14 protein-coding genes are annotated in these 19164 nt (G+C 72.8%); 3 read left to right on the forward strand and 11 right to left on the reverse strand.

Features of this window, described 5'->3' with window-relative positions:
• Positions 1-390 precede the first annotated feature (390 nt).
• Positions 391-2550: a RecQ family ATP-dependent DNA helicase gene (locus tag B086_RS0101635; protein WP_018564679.1), complete on the reverse strand. Its 2160-nt coding sequence runs from the start codon at positions 2548-2550 to the stop codon at positions 391-393.
• Positions 2551-3028: 478 nt separating this feature from the next.
• On the opposite strand from B086_RS0101635, the gene B086_RS0101640 reads away from it, so the two are divergent.
• Positions 3029-3643: a hypothetical protein gene (locus B086_RS0101640; RefSeq protein WP_018564680.1), complete on the forward strand. Its 615-nt coding sequence runs from the start codon at positions 3029-3031 to the stop codon at positions 3641-3643.
• A 312-nt stretch (positions 3644-3955) separates the two neighbouring features.
• On the opposite strand, the gene B086_RS0101645 is transcribed toward B086_RS0101640, so the two are convergent.
• From B086_RS0101645 to B086_RS38930, 5 genes are all read right to left on the reverse strand, one after another.
• On the reverse strand, positions 3956-4585 hold the full coding sequence (locus tag B086_RS0101645) for a hypothetical protein (RefSeq protein ID WP_078509711.1): 630 nt from the start codon (positions 4583-4585) through the stop codon (positions 3956-3958).
• A 68-nt stretch (positions 4586-4653) separates the two neighbouring features.
• On the reverse strand, positions 4654-5355 hold the full coding sequence (locus B086_RS0101650) for a ribonuclease HII (protein ID WP_026251999.1): 702 nt from the start codon (positions 5353-5355) through the stop codon (positions 4654-4656).
• Positions 5356-5857: 502 nt separating this feature from the next.
• Positions 5858-6766: an ADP-ribosylglycohydrolase family protein gene (locus tag B086_RS0101660; RefSeq protein ID WP_018564684.1), complete on the reverse strand. Its 909-nt coding sequence runs from the start codon at positions 6764-6766 to the stop codon at positions 5858-5860.
• Between the two features lie 34 nt (positions 6767-6800).
• Entirely contained in the window at positions 6801-7460 is a 660-nt protein-coding gene (locus B086_RS0101665) for a histidine phosphatase family protein (RefSeq protein ID WP_018564685.1), read from the reverse strand.
• 62 nt (positions 7461-7522) lie between these two features.
• Positions 7523-8128, reverse strand: coding sequence for a YdbC family protein (locus B086_RS38930; protein ID WP_037872563.1), 606 nt, complete (start codon positions 8126-8128; stop codon positions 7523-7525).
• Between the two features lie 157 nt (positions 8129-8285).
• On the opposite strand from B086_RS38930, the gene B086_RS0101675 reads away from it, so the two are divergent.
• Positions 8286-8816: a TerD family protein gene (locus tag B086_RS0101675; protein ID WP_018564687.1), complete on the forward strand. Its 531-nt coding sequence runs from the start codon at positions 8286-8288 to the stop codon at positions 8814-8816.
• An 83-nt stretch (positions 8817-8899) separates the two neighbouring features.
• On the opposite strand, the gene B086_RS0101680 is transcribed toward B086_RS0101675, so the two are convergent.
• On the reverse strand, positions 8900-11788 hold the full coding sequence (locus tag B086_RS0101680) for a vitamin B12-dependent ribonucleotide reductase (RefSeq protein WP_018564688.1): 2889 nt from the start codon (positions 11786-11788) through the stop codon (positions 8900-8902).
• 164 nt (positions 11789-11952) lie between these two features.
• Entirely contained in the window at positions 11953-12507 is a 555-nt protein-coding gene (gene nrdR / locus B086_RS0101685; protein WP_018564689.1) for a transcriptional regulator NrdR, read from the reverse strand.
• Between the two features lie 590 nt (positions 12508-13097).
• Between nrdR and lexA the strand changes: the two genes are divergently transcribed.
• Entirely contained in the window at positions 13098-13877 is a 780-nt protein-coding gene (gene lexA / locus B086_RS0101690) for a transcriptional repressor LexA (protein ID WP_018564690.1), read from the forward strand.
• Positions 13878-14103: 226 nt separating this feature from the next.
• Here lexA and B086_RS0101695 read toward each other — a convergent pair whose 3' ends face one another.
• The 3 genes from B086_RS0101695 to B086_RS0101705 form a co-directional block, all read right to left on the reverse strand.
• A complete protein-coding gene (locus B086_RS0101695) occupies positions 14104-16095 on the reverse strand; it encodes an ATP-dependent DNA helicase (RefSeq protein WP_018564691.1) in 1992 nt (663 codons plus the stop codon).
• A 70-nt stretch (positions 16096-16165) separates the two neighbouring features.
• A complete protein-coding gene (locus B086_RS0101700; protein ID WP_018564692.1) occupies positions 16166-16918 on the reverse strand; it encodes a GNAT family N-acetyltransferase in 753 nt (250 codons plus the stop codon).
• 64 nt (positions 16919-16982) lie between these two features.
• Positions 16983-19025: an IucA/IucC family protein gene (locus tag B086_RS0101705; protein WP_026252000.1), complete on the reverse strand. Its 2043-nt coding sequence runs from the start codon at positions 19023-19025 to the stop codon at positions 16983-16985.
• Positions 19026-19164 lie beyond the last annotated feature (139 nt).

The following is a 19164-nucleotide window of genomic DNA, read 5'->3' on the forward strand; positions in this document are numbered from 1 at the left end:
CCCCACCGAAAGGTCCGCTTCCGAAAGAAGGTCCGCTTCCGTGCGATCCAGTCGTTTCGCCGTGATTCGTCATGCCCCGACGATCTCGCGGAATCCAGCATTTCGCTTTCACCTGTGGATAAGTCGGGCCAGGGACACGTCAACCCAACCCGTTTCACCCCGGCCGGACCTCGCCGGACCTCGCCGAACCGCGCCGAGGCCGCCGGGAGCGGGGCGCCACCCGACACCGCCATCCCCACGCCCACGCCCCTGCCCCTGCCCCTGCCCCTGCCCCTGCCCCGTCAACTCCTCTCCCGCCGCCTCCCCTCCCGCGTGGCTCGTGGCGTAGAGGTGGAGGCGCGTCGCCCGACCCGGGAACCGGGCGGCGAGGTCCAGGTCCCCGCCGCCGGATCAGCCCGCCGTCGCGAGGACCAGCGGCAGGACCGGTCCGCTGCCCGCCCGGCGCAGCAGGCGGGCGGCGACCGCCAGGGTCCAGCCGGAGTCGGTGCTGTCGTCCACGAGCAGGACGGGACCGGGAGAGCGGCTCAGGGCGTCCGCCAGTTCCCCGGAGACGGTGAACGCCTGGGACAGCGCCTTGAGGCGCTGTGCGGAGTTGCTGCGGCGCACCGCGCGGCCGCCGTCCGGTCCGGTGTACGTCAGGGTGCCGAGGAAGGGCAGGCGGCCCACGGTCGCGATGCCCTCGGCGAGGGAGCCGACGAGCCGCGGGCGGGTCGTGGACGGAATCGCGACGACGCCCGCCGGGCGGGCCGGGGCGTCCGGTGCGCCTGTCGCCCAGCCGCCCGGAGAGCGCGCCCAGTCCGCGAGGACCGCGACGGCGGCCCGCAGGACATCGTCGGGGACCGCGCCGTCCGGCGCGTTCTCCGCGAGCAGGGGGCGCAGCCGGTTGCCCCAGCCGATGTCGGACAGCCGTCCCAGGGCGCGCCCGGCCGAGCACTGCTCGCCGGGCGGGATGCGGCCCTTGAGGTCGACGCCCAGCGCGGGCATGCCCGTCGGCCACATCCGGCGCGGCTCGATGTCGGCACCGGGGCGGTCCAGCTCCTGCGCGGCGGTCGTCAGCGACTGGTCGGAGACGGAGATGTCGGCCCACGGTCCCGCGCAGTTGTCGCAGCGGCCGCACGGAGCCGCTCCCTCGTCGTCCAGTTGCTGCCGCAGGAACTCCAGGCGGCAGCCCGACGTGCTCACGTAGTCGCGCATGGCCTGCTGCTCGGCCGCCCGCTGCCGTGCCACCCAGGCGTACCGCTCGGCGTCGTAGCTCCACGGCTCGCCGGTGGAGATCCAGCCGCCCTTGACCCGCTTGACCGCGCCGTCCACGTCCAGCACCTTGAGCATGGTCTCCAGTCGGCTGCGCCGCAGGTCCACCACCGCCTCCAGCGCCGGGACGGACAGCGGGCGCCCCGCGTCGGCGAGGGCTGTGAGCGTCTGGCGGACCTGGGCCTCGGGCGGGAAGGCGGTGTCGGCGAAGTACCGCCAGATCGCCTCGTCCTCCTTGCCCGGCAGCAGCAGTACGTCGGCGTGTGCCACACCGCGCCCCGCACGCCCGACCTGCTGGTAGTAGGCGATCGGGGAGAACGGCGAACCGAGATGGAGCACGAAGCCCAGGTCCGGCTTGTCGAAGCCCATGCCGAGCGCGGAGGTCGCCACCAGTGCCTTGACCCGGTTGGCGAGCAGGTCCTCCTCGGCCTGGAGGCGGTCGGCGTTCTCCGTACGACCGGTGTAGGAGGCGACCGTGAAGCCGCGCTGGCGCAGATGGGCGGCGGCCTCCTCGGCCGCGGCGACCGTGAGGGTGTAGATGATCCCGGAGCCCGGCAGCTCCTCCAGATGCTCCGCCAGCCAGGCGAGGCGGTGCGCGGCGTCCGGCAGCCGGACCACGCCCAGCCGCAGGCTCTCCCGCTCCAGGGAGCCGCGCAGCACCAGGGCCTCGCCCGCGCCGGTGCCCAGTTGCTCGGCCACGTCCGCGGTGACGCGCGCGTTGGCCGTCGCGGTGGTGGCCAGGACGGGCACGTCGGGGGCGAGCCCGGCGAGCACCGACCGCAGCCGCCGGTAGTCCGGGCGGAAGTCGTGTCCCCAGTCGGAGATGCAGTGCGCCTCGTCGACCACCAGCAGACCGGTCGTGGCCGCCAGCTTGGGCAGCACCTGCTCGCGGAAGTCCACCGAGTTCAGCCGCTCCGGGCTGACCAGGAGGACGTCGGTCTCGCCGCGCTCGACCTCCCCGTAGATCGTGTCCCACTCCTCCGGGTTGGCGGAGTTGATGGTGCGCGCCCGGATGCCGGCCCGCGACGCGGACTCGACCTGGTTGCGCATCAGCGCCAGCAGCGGCGAGACGATCACCGTCGGACCGGCGCCGCGTCTGCGCAGCAGAGCGGTGGCCACGAAATACACCGCCGACTTGCCCCAGCCGGTGCGCTGCACCACGAGGGCACGGCGCCGATCCTCCACCAGGGCCGCCACAGCCTGCCACTGGTCTTCCCGCAGCCGCGCCGCACCGCCCGGATCGCCGACCAGCTCGGCGAGGACGGCATCGGCTTCGGCGCGGAGGTCCAGTTGTTCCATGCCTCCATGCAACCCGATGCCACTGACAACGGGCCACTTCACCCACCGGGACCGGCCGGACCCGCACGGTAGCCGCGCCGACGACCGGCGGCCGCGGAGGGCCTGGCAGGAGGCGTGGCACGGGCGTGGCGAGGGGTGCACCCGCGCGAGGACGGCGGTGGACACGCGAGGACGGCGGTGGAGAGATGGCGGGCGGATGACGGGAAGACGACAGTGATGACGGGAAGACGACAGTAAGGTGTCCGACCGGCCTCCCCGGGCGTCACGCGGTGGACCGCTGGGTAGGGATATAAGGCGCGGGTCAGCCGAAAAGGGTCGGCGGCCTCAATTGCTCGTTGCCGCATTCCAGTTCGACAGGAAGAATTGAAGTCCGCTCCCCGCTCGGCTCGGCCGTGACCCCGGCAGTGCTCTGCTGCGGTGTGCGCTCTCCTGCATCCGCCCCGCCCGCAGTCATGGGCGCGTAGCCGAAGGGAGGAACGTGACCTTCGGATTCGCTCTGTCCTCGGCGGCCTCGCTGTCGACGTCCCCTGCCTCCGCCCATCGCGTGCTCGAACCCGCGGAGTGGGCCGCCGCGGGAATCCCCCTGCTGCGCAACCCCCGTGAGGTCGTCAGCGGACTCCACGCCCGGCACCGCCCCGGGCCGGCCACCGCCGTGGTCGCCGTGCTCGATCCGGACGAGCGGCTGCGCGCCAGCGCCTCGTTCGTGCGCCGTGCCACGCCCGCCGACGGCTGGATGTTCCGCAACGCCCTGCTCGCCCAGCTCCGCCGCGTGATACCGCACGACCTGCGGCGCCGCACCCCGGTGCGCACCGCTGTGCTGCTCTACTGCCGTGAGGGCGACGCACGGTGGACGGAGGAGGACGGCGCCTGGATGTGGGGGCTGCGTGACGCGTGCACCCTGCACGGGCTGCGCTGCGGCGCGTACATCACGCTGACCCGGGACGGGTGGCAGGTGCTCGGCGAGGGTCGCGGCGGCCGCAGACCGAGCGCCGTCTCGGCGCCCGAGGCTCTCGGTACGACGGAGAGCCGGCCGCCGTCGCCACGCACCGGGGGCCCGGCCTCCGAGGTGCTGAGCCGCGCGGCGGCCCGCTGACGCCCGCAGCCGCTCCCGGCACCGCCCTTGAGCGGACCGGGCCGCCCGGGATCCGTCCCGCCCGCACGTCCGCTCGGCTCGCGCACGCCCGCGTTCGCCCACGCACGCCCCGCACGCCCCGCACGCCCCGCACGCCCCGCACGCCCCCAGACACCTACCCCCGGACGCCCATGCGGCGCCCACGCGGCCTCCGGGTACGCCGAAACAGCCGTCGTGCGATGTTCCGCAACGACGGCTGTCGCCCTGCGCTCCCCCCTGCGTCCCCCGTGATCAGGACGTCCTGGCCGACGCGTGCGCCGGGGACAGGACGTCTCAGACGCCGACGCCCAGCACCGAGTTGATCTGCTGCGGGTCACCGCAGACGATCAGCAGGGCACCGGCCCGTGCGTGGGCCAGCGGCAGTGCGGTGGCGACGCCGTCACCGGTGCCGCCGTTGACGGCGACCACGACGACGGCACGGGACGCGGCGCGGGAGGTTCCGGCGGCGTCCGTGTAGAAGACGTCGTCGCCCGCGTCGTGCTGCGCCCAGTAGGACGTCTCACCGAAGGTGAGCTCGTGGGTGGCCCACGGGTGCGGGTCACCGGTGGTGATCACCAGCACCTCCCCGGGGGCACGACCCGACTCCAGGAGCAGGTCGACCGCTTCCTCGGCGGCGTCGAGCGCTCCCTCGGCCGAGGCGGGGATCAGCTGGATCTGCGGAGCCGCCGGGGCGGCGGGGACAGCCGGCCCCGAAGGGGCGGGCTTGGTGGCGGCCGTGTCCCGCGGCGTGCGCTGCGCCGGCGGAGCGGGCCGCACGGGGCCGGGACGACCGGGACGCGGCGGAGCCGCGGGACGGGGGCCGGGTACGGGACGAGGGGTCGGCGCGGTGCGGCCGGTGGCCGGAGTGACGCGGGGACCCTGGGCACTCTCGTGAATCTGAGGCTCCTCGGGAATGAGAGGCATGAGCTGATATCTATCAAACGTCGGTGCGGCCCGCGGCGGCGGGTGGCACCTCCGGGCGGGCGGTCCCGTCAGAAGTCGAAGCCGAGCTGGCCCTCGATCTCCGGAACGCTTCCGTCCGCCCAGATCCGGGCCTTCTTGAGGTGCTGCCAACGCGGCAGCGCATCAAGATACGCCCACGACAGCCGGTGGTACGGGGTGGGCCCCCGCTCCTCCAGCGCGGCCTTGTGCACAGGCGACGGATAGCCGGCGTTGGCCGCAAATCCGAAGTCTGCATGGTCGGCACCCAGTTCGGCCATCATTTTGTCGCGACGCACCTTGGCGATCACCGAGGCCGCCGCGACGGCCACACAGGACCGGTCGCCCTTGATGACCGTACGGACCCGCCAGGGCGTGCCGAGATAGTCGTGCTTGCCGTCGAGGATGACCGCGTCCGGACGGACCGGCAGGTCCTGGAGCGCGCGGCCGGCGGCGAGCCGCAGTGCCGCCGTCATCCCCAGCTCGTCGATCTCCTCGGGCGAGGCGTGCCCGAGGGCGTAGGCCGTCACCCACTTCTCCAGCACCACGGCGAGTTCGGTCCGCCGCTTGACGGTGAGGAGTTTGGAGTCGGTGAGACCGGCGGGAGGCCGGCGCAGTCCGGTGACCGCGGCGCAGACGGTGACGGGCCCGGCCCACGCGCCGCGCCCCACCTCGTCGACACCTGCGATGACCTTCGCTCCGGTCGTGGCGCGAAGGGAGCGCTCGACGGTGTGAGTGGGTGGTTCGTACGGCATGGCGCCCTTAGCGTACGCCGCCCGGAACCCGGTGCGACACCCCGGTTTCCCCCGGCGCCCGCACCGCCGCCGCGGACGCCCCGCCGAGGCCCGGCGCAGCGGACCGGCGGGGCCGTCGCCATGGCATCCGGGGGCGCGCGGTGGAGGCCGCCGTCTTCACATACGCGCACAGCTGTGCAACCGGCGTACGCCTGCGCTCCGGACGCACACCCCCCACTCACCGCAGGACCGATGCACCGTCAGGCCGGGGCGCGACCGAGAGCGACACCGACAGCAGCACCGGGAGCAGCACCGGGAGCAGCACCGGGAGCAGCACCGGGCCGGAACGTCGCCGGGGTACGGCGGGCGACGCCCCCGCAGCCCGCCGTCCGGCACCGCAGCACCTCCCGCTCCGGCCCGCACCCCACCCCCACCCCCACCCCCCTGGATCGCATTCGTGAATCGCTGCGCGAAGGAACGCGAAGGAAGGCGCGAAGGAAAGTGCGAGGTCCGGCAGTCCCGCTCAGGCGGGCACCGGCAGCCAGCCCGGCAGCGCCTCCGTGCCGTGGATCCACTCGGCGGGCGGGCGTCCGGGCTCCGCCGCGGCGAGGATCCCGCCGACGATGGCGCAGGTGGTGTCCACGTCACCGCCGGCCTGGGCGGTCCGCCAGAACGCCTCCTCGAAGTCGCCGAGGCACCGCGCGGCCGACCAGAGCGCGAAGGGCACCGTGTCGTGCGCCGTCGTACGCCGCCCACAGCCGAGGACGGCGGCGACCGTGTTCGCGTCGTCGTAGTCGAGCATGTCGCGGGCGCGGCGCAGTCCGGCGCCGACGGCGCTGCGCGCGGGCACCAGGGCGATCACACCGTCCAGCAGCGCCTCGGGCCGCGGTGGTCCGCCGGGCGCCGCGGCCAGGGCCGCCGCGGCGGCGACCGCCATGGCGCCCACGACGGCCTCGCGGTGCTGATGCGTCGGGTAGGCGGAGATCTCGGCCTGATGGGTGGCCTGCTCGGGATCGTCGGCGTACCAGGCGCCCAGGGGGGCGATGCGCATCGCGGCGCCGTTGCCCCAGGACCCCTGGCCGTTGAAGAGGGACGAGGCCAGTTCGCGCCAGTCGCCGCCCTCGCGGACGAGGCGCAGCAGGCGGTTCACGGCGGGGCCGTAGCCGCGGTCGAAGTCGTGGTGCCGGGCGAAGGACTCGGCCAGGGCGTCCTGGTCGACGCGGTGGTGTGCGGTGAGCACGGCCACCACGGAGCAGGCCATCTCCGTGTCGTCGGTCCACTGCCAGGGGCCGGGGGGCAGCTCCCTGCGGTGCAGGAGCGGATAGACGGCCGGTACGAAGAACTGCGAGCCGAGCGCGTCACCGACCGAGAGTCCGCGCAGACTGGCGAGGGCGCGCTCCAGGCGCCCGGGGAAAGAGGAGTCAGAGGTCATCGTCCGGCCACTCTATCCGGAGATGCCGTACGGTCTATCCGGATATGCCGTACGGTTCCGGGTCCCGCCAGCGCTCGAAGGGCCGGTCCATGGTGTAGCGGCCGTCGTCCCCGAGGACGAGCATCCGCGTCTCGCCGTTGCCGGGGTTGGACAGGGCCTCGAACTCGGCCACGGTCCAGTGGAACCACCGCATGCAGAACAGCCGCATGGCCAGGCCGTGGGTCACCAGGAGGACGTTGGGCGGGTGGTCGGGGGCCTCGAAGCTGCGGAAGAGGCTCTCCAGGAAGCCGCCGACCCGGTCGTAGACGTCGGCTCCGGACTCGCCCTGGGCAAAGCGGTAGAAGAAGTGGCCGTAGGCGTCCCGGTAGGACTTCTGGAGGCGTACGTCGTCGCGGTCCTGCCAGTTCCCCCAGTCCTGCTCGCGCAGCCGCGGCTCCTCGCGGACCCGGATGAGGCCGGGATCGAGGTGGAAGGCGCGGAGGGTCTCGTGGGTGCGCCGGTAGGGCGAGACGTACACGCTGACGTGTTCCCGTCCGAACAGGTCGCGCAGCTCCTTGCCGGTCTCCTCCGCCTCCTGCCGGCCCCGCTCGGTCAGCGCGAGCGCGTGGTCGGGCTCGCGCTCGTAGACGGAGTCATCGACATTGCCCGTCGACTCTCCGTGCCGGACAAGAACGATGCGCCGTGGTCGTGCCATGCCAAAACACTAGATCGGAGGAGGGCGGACCGGAGAATCGAGCGGCCCTCGTACGACGGGGGTCACACGGTCCAGGCGGGTTCCAGCTCCACGATGTCACCGGTCATGGCGGCCACGTCGGCCTCCGTCTGGGCGCGCAGGGCGAGGCGCTCCACCCGTTCGGTGCGGTACTTCCCGTGCTCGGCGGCCGACTGCCACATGGACAGCACCAGGAACTCGCTGCCGGGCGCCTCGCCGAACAGCCCGCGGGTCATGCCGGGCGAGCCGGCCATCGCCGGGTTCCAGACCTTCTCCTGCATCAGGGTGAAGTGCTCGGCGCGCTCCTCGTGGACCCGGCAGAGCGCCACCCGCACCAGGTCGGCGTCGGTGAAGCGCGGCTCGAAGCCCGTCTTCACATCGAACCGGTGATCGAAGAGCCGGACCTGCATGTCCTTGAAGGTCCCGGCCTGGGCGGCGGCGAGCCGGTCGTAGGACCGGGCCATGAAGGAGTCGTAGAAGGCGCGGCTCTCCCAGAAGGCGAAGATGTGCGCCACCCCCTGCCGTCCCCGGCTCCAGCCACCCCCCTGCCCCCGAAACCCCGGCTCCCCCAGAAGCCCCGCCCATTTCCGCTGCCCGCGCTCGAACCCACGGCGGTCGACCACGGTGCAGCGAATCCACTTGACCAGCACCGCGCCATGGTACGGCCCTGGGGCGTGGCGCCGGTCACTCTCGCGCGGACAGCGCCCGCGCGTGCGCCCCCGACTCCGTGGCACGATGGACAACGAGCGTGCGCAGTCCGGTGGTTGGGACAGTCAGGGCGCACGGTGACGGGGAAGGGGAGGTCCGGTGAGCGGGCTCAGCAAGGGGATCCGCAAGGTCGAGGTCGCGCTGAAGTGGGATCCGAGTCCCACGGGGCAGCCGCCCACCGATCTGGACATAGTGGCGGGCACCTACCTGGCGGGCGATCCGTACGGCGCTCCGGACTATCTGGTGCATTTCGACAGCCGGTCGCCCGACGGCACGATCACTCTCAACCGGGACAGCACGGACGGCAAGGGCTTCGGCTGGGACGAGGTGATGACCCTGGAGCTGGACCGGCTCTCCGAGCGCTACGCGCGCGTGGTGGTCGGTGTGGTCATCCAGCAGACGGGTGCGCACCGGCCCTTCGCCGATGTGCTCGACCCGGGGCTGCGTATCCGCGAGGGCTACACCGTGCTCGCCGAGGACGACTTCGGCGGTGTCCTGGGCGCGACCGCGGCCGTCGTCGCGGAGTTCGCCCGCGACGGCTCCGGAAGCTGGCAGTTCCGTCCCGGGATCCGCGGCTACGAGGGCGACCCGGCGCGGTTCACCGCCGTGATGGGCGCGGACCGGCCGTAGCCAGGCGGCACGGGCACATGTGTAAGGGGCGCCGGCCAATGGCCGGCGCCCCTTACACTTCACCTCATGGTGCGGTTGTCGGCTCAGCTACAGCCGCTCGTCGAGCCGCAGCCCTCGCAGATGTAGCAGGAGCCGGCCCGCTGCATCTTGGTGCCGCAGGAGAAGCAGAGCGGGGCGTCCGCCTGGATGCCCAGCTGCATCTCGACCAGCTCGGCGCTGGTGTGCGCCTGCTGCGGGGCGGGCAGGGCCGCCTCGGCCGCGGCCTTCGGCGTGGCGACGGCCTTCAGGTCGGTCTGGCGCGGCGCCGACTGGGCCAGGCCCTCGACGTCGACGTCCTCGTCGATCGGCTCGTAGGAACCGGTCTCCAGGTGGCGCTGACGCTCCTCGGCGGAGTGGATGCCGAGCGCCGAGCGCGTCTCGAACGGCAGGAAGTCCAGCGCCAGGCGGCGGAAGATGTAGTCGACGATCGACTGCGCCATCCGCACGTCCGGGTCGTCGGTCATACCGGCCGGCTCGAAGCGCATGTTGGTGAACTTCGAGACGTAGGTCTCCAGCGGCACGCCGTACTGGAGGCCGACGGAGACCGCGATGGAGAAGGCGTCCATCATGCCCGCCAGGGTCGAGCCCTGCTTGGACATCTTGAGGAAGACCTCGCCGAGACCGTCGTCCGGGTAGGAGTTGGCGGTCATGTAGCCCTCGGCGCCGCCGACGGTGAAGGAGGTGGTGATGCCGGGACGGCCCTTCGGGAGGCGCTTGCGGACCGGGCGGTACTCCACGACCTTCTCGACCTTGGGCTGCGCGTCCACGGCGGCCTCGGTCTTCTTGCCGGAGTCCTTGGTCTTGGCGGAGAGCGGCTGGCCGACCTTGCAGTTGTCGCGGTAGATCGCGAGCGCCTTGACGCCCAGCTTCCACGCCTCGTAGTAGATCTCCTCGACCTCCTCGACGGTAGCCGACTCCGGCATGTTGACCGTCTTGGAGATGGCTCCGGAGATCCACGGCTGGATCGCGGCCATCATGCGGACGTGGCCCATCGGGGAGATGGCGCGCTCGCCCATGGCGCAGTCGAACACCTCGTAGTGCTCCTGCTTGAGACCGGGGGCGTCGATCACATTGCCGTTCTCAGCGATGTGGGCGACGACCGCCTCGATCTGCTCCTCCTGGTAGCCCAGGCGGCGCAGGGCCTGCGGGACGGTGCCGTTGACGATCTGCATCGAGCCGCCGCCGACCAGCTTCTTGAACTTGACCAGGGCGAGGTCGGGCTCGACACCGGTGGTGTCGCAGGACATGGCCAGGCCGATGGTGCCGGTCGGCGCGAGCACCGACGCCTGGGAGTTGCGGAAGCCGTGCTTCTCACCGAGGCGCAGCACGTCCTGCCAGGCCTCCGTGGCGGCGGCCCACACCGGGGTGTCCAGGTCGTCCATGCGCACGGCGGTGCCGTTGGCGTCGGCGTGCTGCTTCATGACGCGCTGGTGCGGCTGCGCGTTGCGGGCGTAGCCGTCGTACGGGCCGACGACCGCGGCCAGCTCGGCGGAGCGCTTGTAGGCGGTGCCGGTCATCAGGGAGGTGATGGCACCGGCGAGCGCGCGGCCGCCGTCGGAGTCGTAGGCGTGGCCGGTCGCCATCAGCAGGGCGCCGAGGTTGGCGTAGCCGATGCCGAGCTGACGGAAGGCGCGGGTGTTCTCGCCGATCTTCTGGGTCGGGAAGTCCGCGAAGCAGATCGAGATGTCCATCGCGGTGATGACCAGCTCGACGACCTTGGCGAAGCGCTCGGACTGGAAGGACTGGTTGCCCTTGCCGTCGTCCTTGAGGAACTTCATCAGGTTCAGCGAGGCGAGGTTGCAGGACGTGTTGTCCAGGTGCATGTACTCGCTGCACGGGTTCGAGCCGTTGATCCGGCCGGACTCCGGGCAGGTGTGCCAGTGGTTGATCGTGTCGTCGTACTGGATGCCCGGGTCGGCGCAGGCCCAGGCGGCCTGGGCCATCTTGCGGAACAGCGACTTGGCCTCGACCTCCTCGATGACCTCGCCGGTCATCCGGGCGCGCAGACCGAACTTCCCGCCCTGCTCGACCGCCTTCATGAACTCGTCGTTCACCCGGACCGAGTTGTTGGCGTTCTGGTACTGGACGGACGTGATGTCGTCGCCGCCCAGGTCCATGTCGAAGCCCGCGTCGCGCAGGGCGCGGATCTTCTCCTCCTCCTTCACCTTGGTCTCGATGAAGTCCTCCACGTCGGGGTGGTCGACGTCGAGGATGACCATCTTGGCGGCGCGGCGGGTGGCGCCACCGGACTTGATGGTGCCGGCGGAGGCGTCGGCGCCGCGCATGAAGGAGACCGGTCCCGAGGCGTTGCCGCCGGAGGACAGCAGTTCCTTGGAGGAGCGGATGCGGGAGAGGTTCAGGCCGGCCCCGGAGCCGCCCTTGAAGATCATGCCCTCTTCCTTGTACCAGTCGAGGATCGACTCCATGGAGTCGTCGACGGACAGGATGAAGCAGGCGGAGACCTGCTGGGGCTGCGGGGTGCCCACGTTGAACCAGACGGGGCTGTTGAAGCTGAAGACCTGGTGCAGGAGGGCGTACGCCAGCTCGTGCTCGAAGATCTCGGCGTCGGCGGGCGAGGCGAAGTACTTGTGGTCCTCACCGGCCTTCCGGTACGTCTTCACGATGCGGTCGATCAGCTGCCTGAGGCTGGTCTCGCGCTGCGGGGTGCCCACGGCGCCCCGGAAGTACTTGCTGGTGACGATGTTGACCGCGTTCACCGACCAGAAGTCGGGGAACTCGACGCCACGCTGCTCGAAGTTGACCGAGCCGTCGCGCCAGTTGGTCATGACGACGTCACGGCGCTCCCAGCTCACCTCGTCGTACGGGTGCACGCCGGGGGTGGTGTGGATGCGCTCGATGTGCAGTCCCTTGTTCCCCGCCTTGCCGCCCTTGGCGCGGGAACCTCGTGCCGGACCGCTCGCCGTCTCTGTCATGCCGCCTCCCTGATACGGGCGAAAACGCCCAGAAGTGCCCCGAATGTTCCGAGACACGGTGTTCTGTCCGGTGCCGCGGGCACGTGTGTCGCCGCCGCCCGCAGCCGTCTTCCTCGCCGCCGCCCGGCCGGGTCCGGACGCGCGGTCCGGACCGGGCCCGCCGATCAGTCGGCGGCGCGCGCGGGCAGGGGGACCTCAGCCGTCCCACCGCGCCCGCGATCGTCTTCCTGGCCCCCCGTGACGGCGCCGTCGCCGTCCTCCGCGCCGGGGGGGCGCGCGTCTTCCCTCAGCTCCGCGATGGCCGACTCGAAGTCGTCCAGCGAGTCGAACGCCCGGTACACGGACGCGAACCGCAGGTAGGCCACGAGATCGAGGTCCCGCAGGGGGCCGAGTATGGCGAGCCCCACCTCGTGGGCGGCCACCTCGGCGCTCCCGCTGGCCCGGATCGCCTCCTCCACCCGCTGGCCGAGCTGGGCCAGCGCGTCCTCGGTGACCGGGCGGCCCTGGCACGCCTTGCGCACGCCGTTGATGACCTTGGTGCGGCTGAAGGGCTCGGTGACCCCCGACCGCTTGACCACCATGAGCGAGCACGTCTCCACGGTCGTGAACCGGCGAGAGCAGTCGGGGCACTGGCGGCGCCTGCGGATCGACGTGCCGTCGTCCGTCGTACGGCTGTCGACCACACGGCTGTCGGGGTGCCTGCAGAAGGGGCAGTGCATGGGCTCCAACCCTCCTCACAGCAGACTCGATGGCCTCGCCGGGCCTCATGGGCCCCGCCGAAGCAGCCCCCAGCATAGGCGATGACGAGAGGGTCCAAGACCCGGGGCACCACAACTTCTGGGCTGCTGTAGCTATCCAACCACTAGATGTAGGGATCGGCCCGTACGGGCTGCGAAATACGCGCGTGTCGCACGGCCGCCACGGGAGCGCTGCCGGGACACGGTCACGCACCGTACGTCCGCACACGCGGAACGGGACACTCCGGTGCTCGCCCGTGCCCGCCGCGGGGGTACGGAGATACCGTGAACGCCGCACGGAGGACGCGTGGGACTCCCGGGCGGAAGAGGGATCGGCGCCCTGCGGGCGGGCCGTCCGGTGGCAGACTGGGGCCGCGCCGCCACGGGCCCGCGCCCCGGCGGTGAAGAGTACAGCAATAGGCCCTTTTGTCTGCCGGACACCGCACCACCCATACACCGACACACATGATCAAGTCACGCCATCCTCGTTTTTTCACTCGAACGTGTGTTTGGCGCAACCTTTCGAAAGCAATTACCGTTGTGCCGGAGGGAGACCATCGAGAGGGGCCGACGTGACCACCACCGCAGACAGTGCCACCATCACCGCCCAGGACCGCTCCCAGGGCCGACTCGAGCCGGTGCATGCGATGAACGAAGCCGCGAATCCCGAGGCACACAAGCGCTCTCTGCCCGGCCGACCTCCAGGCATCCGGGCGGACAGTTCGGGACTCACCGAGCGGCAGCGCCGAGTGATCGAAGTCATCAGGGACTCCGTGCAGCGGCGCGGCTACCCGCCGTCCATGCGGGAGATCGGCCAGGCCGTGGGGCTGTCCAGCACCTCCTCGGTGGCGCATCAGCTGATGGCCCTGGAGCGCAAGGGCTTCCTGCGGCGCGACCCGCACCGCCCGCGCGCGTACGAGGTCCGCGGATCCGACCAGGCGGCCACGCTCCAGCCCACGGACACCGTCGGCAAGCCGGCCGCGTCGTACGTCCCGCTCGTCGGGCGGATCGCGGCCGGTGGCCCGATCCTCGCCGAGGAGTCCGTCGAGGACGTCTTCCCGCTGCCCCGGCAGCTGGTCGGCGACGGTGAGCTGTTCGTCCTCAAGGTCGTCGGCGACTCGATGATCGAGGCCGCGATCTGCGACGGCGACTGGGTGACGGTCCGCCGCCAGCAGGTCGCCGAGAACGGCGACATCGTGGCCGCCATGATCGACGGGGAGGCCACCGTCAAGCGCTTCAAGCGCGAGGACGGCCATGTGTGGCTGCTGCCGCACAACGCCGCGTACGAGCCGATCCCCGGTGACGACGCGACCATCCTCGGCAAGGTGGTCGCGGTGCTGCGGCGCGTCTGAGACCGCCGCCGGGCGGGCTCACCTCCCGCCCCCTGACCGGGCCCCGGAACCTCTGCGCCGGTTCCGGGGCCCTGTGCTGTCCCGGCACGGGCGCGGGCGCGGTGCGGGGCGATGCCCCGCGCGACTGGGCTCGCTCACAGGGGCGGCGTCCATACAGGCACCGCCCGCCCGCGTGCCGCTCACGCGTGGAGCGGCACGGGCCGGAGGCCGGGCCTCCGGCCCGGGATCACTCCGCCGCGGCCCGCTCCGTCTCCGCGGCCTGCGCCGCCGCGTCGATGGCCGTGAGCGACTTGCGCACCTGGTTGCGGTCGGTGGTGTACCAGAAGTCCGGCAGCGACGCCTTCAGATAGTTGCCGTAGCGCGCGGTCGCCAGCCGCGGATCCAGTACGGCGACCACGCCCCGGTCCCCGGAGGCGCGGACCAGACGCCCGGCGCCCTGGGCCATCAGCAGGGCCGCGTGCGTCGCCGCGACCGCCATGAAGCCGTTGCCCCCGGCCTCCTCGACCGCCTTCTGGCGGGCGCTCATCAGCGGATCGTCGGGACGCGGGAAGGGGATCTTGTCCATCACGACCAGCTGGCAACTGGCGCCCGGGACGTCGACACCCTGCCAGAGCGAGAGGGTGCCGAACAGGCACGTCCTCGGGTCGGCCGAGAAGTTCTTGATCAGCTCGCCGAGGGTCTCCTCGCCCTGGAGCAGGATCGGGAACTCCGGCATGCGCGAGCGCAGCTCCTCGGCGGCGAGCTGGGCGGCCCGCATCGAGGAGAACAGGCCCAGTGTCCGGCCGCCCGCCGCCCGGATCAGCTCCGTCAGCTCGTCGAGCATGTCCGTGCGGTCGCCGTCGCGCGCGGGCCGCGCCAGGTGCTTGGCGACGTACAGGATGCCCTGCCTGCGGTAGTCGAAGGGGGAACCGACGTCCACGCCCTTCCACTGCGGCACGTCCTCGCCCTCCGTGCCCTCCGGGGCCAGGCCCAGCGACGCCCCGACGCCGTTGAAGTCGCCGCCCAGCTTCAGCGTCGCCGAGGTGAGCACCACGGAGCGGTCGGTGAAGAGCTTCTCCCGCAGCAGGCCCGACACCGACATGGGGGCCACCCGCAGCGAGGCGCCGAAGCGGTCGTGGCGCTCGTACCAGACGACGTCCCACTCGGAGCCGTTGGTGATCCGCTCAGCCACGTCGTGCACGGATTCCACGGAGGCCAGGGCCTGCTTGCGGACGGCGTCCTCGTCCTGGACCGACTTGTCGCGGGTCGCGCCGATCCCCGAGATGACGTTGCGCGCCGCGTCCCGCAGCGCCAGCAGCGCGTAGCCGAGGTCCTCCGGGACCTCCTCCAGGCGGCCGGGCAGGGCCAGCTCCATCAGCCGCTCGAAGCCCTCGGCGGCGGTCTGGAGCTGGTCGGCCGTCTTCTCGTCGACCAGCTTCGCGGCGCGGCGCACCGCGCGGTTGACCTGGCCGGGGGTCAGCTCGCCGGTGGCCACACCGGTCACCCGGGAGACCAGTTCGTGGGCCTCGTCGACGATCAGGACCTCGTGCTGCGGCAGGACCGGCGCGCCCTCGATGGCGTCGATCGCGAGCAGCGCGTGATTGGTGACGACGACCTCGGCCAGCTTGGCGCGCTCGCGGGCCGTCTCGGCGAAGCACTCCGCACCGTAGGCGCACTTCGAGGCGCCCAGGCATTCCCGGGAGGAGACCGACACCTGCGCCCAGGCCCGGTCCGACACACCCGGGGTGAGGTCGTCGCGGTCCCCTGACTCGGTCTCGTCCGACCAGTCGCGCAGCCGCAGCAGGTCCTGTCCCAGCTTGCTGGTGGGCGCCGCCGCCTCGAACTGGTCGAACAGGCCCTCCTCCTCGTCCTGCGGGACGCCCTCGTGCAGCCGGTGCAGGCACAGGTAGTTCGACCGGCCCTTGAGCATCGCGAAGTCCGGGCGGCGGCGCAGCAGCGGGTGCAGCGCGTCCACCGTGCGCGGCAGGTCGCGCTCGACGAGCTGGCGCTGGAGGGCGAGGGTGGCCGTCGCCACCACGACCCGCTCCCCGTGCGCGAGCGCGGGCACGAGGTAGCCGAGGGACTTGCCGGTGCCGGTGCCGGCCTGGACCAGCAGGTGTGAGCCGTCGTCGATCGCGTCGCCGACGGCTTGGGCCATGGTCACCTGGCCGGGGCGCTCCGTACCGCCGACGGCTGCGACGGCGGCATGCAGGAGTTCGGGGAGTGAGGGCTTCGTCATAGCGCGACCACCCTACGGGGCGGCACTGACAGCCGGTGCCCCGAAGCCGGACACCGGCGTCGGTCCGCGGTCATCGCGGCCGCTGCGGGAACCGGTCCCGCACCATGAGGGCGGCCCGCTTGCCGGGCAGCTCCACCTCGGCCGCCTGCCGGAATCCCGCGCGCAGGAAGGCGGCCACCGAGGAGGCGTTGCGCAGGTCGGGTTCGGCGACGACGCGGGCGCAGGCCGGGCGCCGGGCGAGGACCAGCGCGGCCACCGCCCGCAGCAGCGCGCCGCCGGTCCCCCGGCCGCGGTCGGCGGCGGCGCCGATGAGGAGATGGAGGCCCGTGTCGTGCGGCCGTGCGCAGTAGTGGCGGGCCAGCGGGTCGAGATCGGCCCGGTAGATCTCCCAGTAGCTCATCGGCATGCCGTCCAGCAGACCGATGCAGGGGACGCTGCGTCCGTCGCCGTCCACCTGGGCGCACAGGTGTTCCTCGGTCGCGCTCGGTGGCCCGGCGAGCTGCCAGAACGCGTCGACCGCGGGGTCGTTCATCCAGCGGCTGACGACCGGCAGGTCCCGTTCGATCCGGACGGGCACCAGGCGGAAGGTCCCCACGGGGGTGTCGACGGGGCCCCAGTCGCCCACCCCGTCCAGGAGGTCGGCCGGGCCGCCGGTGGCGGTGGGAGCGGTCCCGGCGGGGTCGGCGAAGAGCGCGACGAATTCCTCCGGCAGCCGCAGGTCGAGCGTGTCCTCGCCGTCGCTGCCCGCCTCGGCGGGCGCCCCTGCGGCGGGGGTCCGGTCGGGGGCGGGGCTCGGGGCGGTGCCGGTGTCGGCGGACGGCATGGGCGGTCCTCTCGGAGGGATCCGTGGCACTCGGGAGCGGCCGGGGGGCCGGAGCGTCAGGGCGTCAGGAGTGGAGGGGGTTGGCGACGGTGACGTAGACGGACTGGGTGTCGACCGGACCGGCCAGTTCGTCCAGGCCGCGCAGCCGGGTCAGCAGATTGGCCTTGCAGCGCAGGACCGGCGCGTCCAGCAGGCGGGCGGGCAGCGTGGAGCGCAGGCGTCCGGGCCCGGTCGCCGCGGTGGCCAGGAAGCGGCGGAAGGCGGCCAGCAGCAACCGTTCGTCGGCGAGCCGCTGGGAGCCGAGGGCGCCGACGAGGCCGCACACGTTGTTGAGGGCGAGGTAGTACGCGAAGCGCTCATCGGCGACCTCGTCGGGGACGAAGGTGTCGCTGCGGGCGCCGATCCCGGGCAGTGCCGCGTCGAGTTCCGCGTGCCGGGAGGCCCGGAAGTAGTACCCCTGGTTGTCGCGGTAGCGTCCGCCCGCCGGCCAGCCCGCCGGGTCCAGCAGGACCAGGGTGTTCTGCTGGTGCGCCTCCAGGGCGATGCCCGCCTCGCCGTCCAGCCACAGCACGGGACGGATCACCTGTTCGAGGTAGCGCAGGAACCACTCGGCGGCGACGGCGCCCACCGGCCGGGCGCTGCGGGCGGCGAGCCGCGTGACGATCTCCGCGAGGCGGGAGCGCGTGATCCGGCCGCTGTCCGTCCGGGGACGGCCGCCGTCCGGGTCGTACGCCGGGCTCGCGGTCGAGTCGTGCGCCGCGCTCCCGGCCGGGCCGTACGGTGCGGGTGCGCCGTCTGCCGGGGTGTGGGGCGCGCCGCCGGGGCTCGGCCGGGGAGCGACCAGTCCGGCGACGCAGGCGACATCGTCCGCCGGGGCGAACGGGTTGTGCCGGATCATCACATCGAGGCCGGGCACGGGACCGCCGTCCGGGTCGTCGACGGCCAGCCAGGCCGGGTCGCGCACGATGTCGAAGCCGGGGTGGGCGGCCCGCCACCGTGCGCCGAGTCCGGCCCGCAGCAGCCGGTGCACCTCCACTCCGCGGTGGAGTTCCTTGCGGAGGTTCTCCCGGCGCGAGTTGGTGATGCGCAGGGCGAGGGACAGTTTGAGCATGGCGGGCGCGCCGCCGCGGTGGACGGTGCGTACGGAGGAGGTCGGGTGCCAGGACGGGCCGTGCGGTCCGAGGTCGCGCAGCAGTCCCGCGTCGAGGAGCGCGGCCGTGCCGGGGCGGTGCCGCACCTCGCGCGCCTGCCACGGGTGCAGCGGCAGTGCCGCGTACCCCTCGGGCAGGGGCAGTCCCGGGCCCGCGAGCCGGGCCGTGATCCGGTCGGCCGGGACGCGGCGGCCGCCCTCGGTCCACGCGGAGTCGGTGGCGAGCACGGCGGGGGCGACGGCCATCCAGTGCAGCGGGAAGGCGCCGCGGGATTCGGGCGAGTACGGCCGTGCCTCGGCCTCCGACAGGCCCTCGCGGCTCTTGGGCGCCGGATGCAGGGGGTGTCCGAGCATGAGGGCCTGCTCGGCGGAGAGGAAGCGGTCGGGGCGGTCGGCCGGGTCCGCGCGGCGGTCGGCGAGGAAGAGCGCGGTGCGCCGGACCGAGTCGGCGACGCGCGCCACCAGGTCGACCGCGTCGGCCCCGGCCGTGGCGTCCACCGGGCCGGAGCCGCCGCGGGATTCGGCTCCGCCGCCGGGCCCGGAGCCGCTGGTGCCGTCGCTGTCGGCGGCCGGAACCGCGGCTTCGCGGGCGAGCAGCGCGGCGACCGTGACGGCGTCGGCCGGTGGGGCGGACTCCGGGGCACCGGCCAGGCGCGGCGGGCCGAAGCGGTGCCAGCCGGTCGGCGACCAGTGGCGGACTGGTACCAGGAGGGCCGTTCCGCTGCTCGGCAGGGGGACGCGGAGGGTGCCGTCGCCGGGGCCCTGCATGCCGGTCTCGCGGACCCAGCAGCGCAGCAGGTTCTCGACACCGGCGATCTGGGCGGCCGTGTGCGGGTCGGGGTGGTCGAGCGGGTCGGCCGACGTGGACACCGCGTCGGCCGGGGACTGACGCGGGTCCGGTGACCGGTGGGCGGGCAGGGCGCCCGTCTGGCGGGAGACGGTGGGGGTGGCGTTCACGGCGGTTCCTCGGCGTGGGGGCGAAGCGTGGGCGTCTGCGGGGTCCGTGACGTCCGGTACGTGGACGACGTCCGGTACGGGGACGACGTCCGGTACGTCGACCGAGGCGTCCGGGGGCTGCGGCGTCGTCCCGGGCGGT

The organism is Streptomyces sp. PsTaAH-124, assembly GCF_000373685.1.
Lineage (GTDB): Bacteria > Actinomycetota > Actinomycetes > Streptomycetales > Streptomycetaceae > Streptomyces > Streptomyces andamanensis.

Coding starts and splice junctions, on each gene's coding strand:
- B086_RS0101645 (WP_078509711.1), bottom strand. CDS start 4,585: ATGCCTCTCATTCCCGAGGAGCCTCAGATTCACGAGAGTGCCCAGGGT.
- B086_RS0101650 (WP_026251999.1), bottom strand. CDS start 5,355: ATGCCGTACGAACCACCCACTCACACCGTCGAGCGCTCCCTTCGCGCC.
- B086_RS0101680 (WP_018564688.1), bottom strand. CDS start 11,788: ATGACAGAGACGGCGAGCGGTCCGGCACGAGGTTCCCGCGCCAAGGGC.
- B086_RS0101665 (WP_018564685.1), bottom strand. CDS start 7,460: ATGGCACGACCACGGCGCATCGTTCTTGTCCGGCACGGAGAGTCGACG.
- B086_RS0101695 (WP_018564691.1), bottom strand. CDS start 16,095: ATGACGAAGCCCTCACTCCCCGAACTCCTGCATGCCGCCGTCGCAGCC.
- B086_RS0101635 (WP_018564679.1), bottom strand. CDS start 2,550: ATGGAACAACTGGACCTCCGCGCCGAAGCCGATGCCGTCCTCGCCGAG.
- nrdR (WP_018564689.1), bottom strand. CDS start 12,507: ATGCACTGCCCCTTCTGCAGGCACCCCGACAGCCGTGTGGTCGACAGC.
- B086_RS0101700 (WP_018564692.1), bottom strand. CDS start 16,918: ATGCCGTCCGCCGACACCGGCACCGCCCCGAGCCCCGCCCCCGACCGG.
- B086_RS0101660 (WP_018564684.1), bottom strand. CDS start 6,766: ATGACCTCTGACTCCTCTTTCCCCGGGCGCCTGGAGCGCGCCCTCGCC.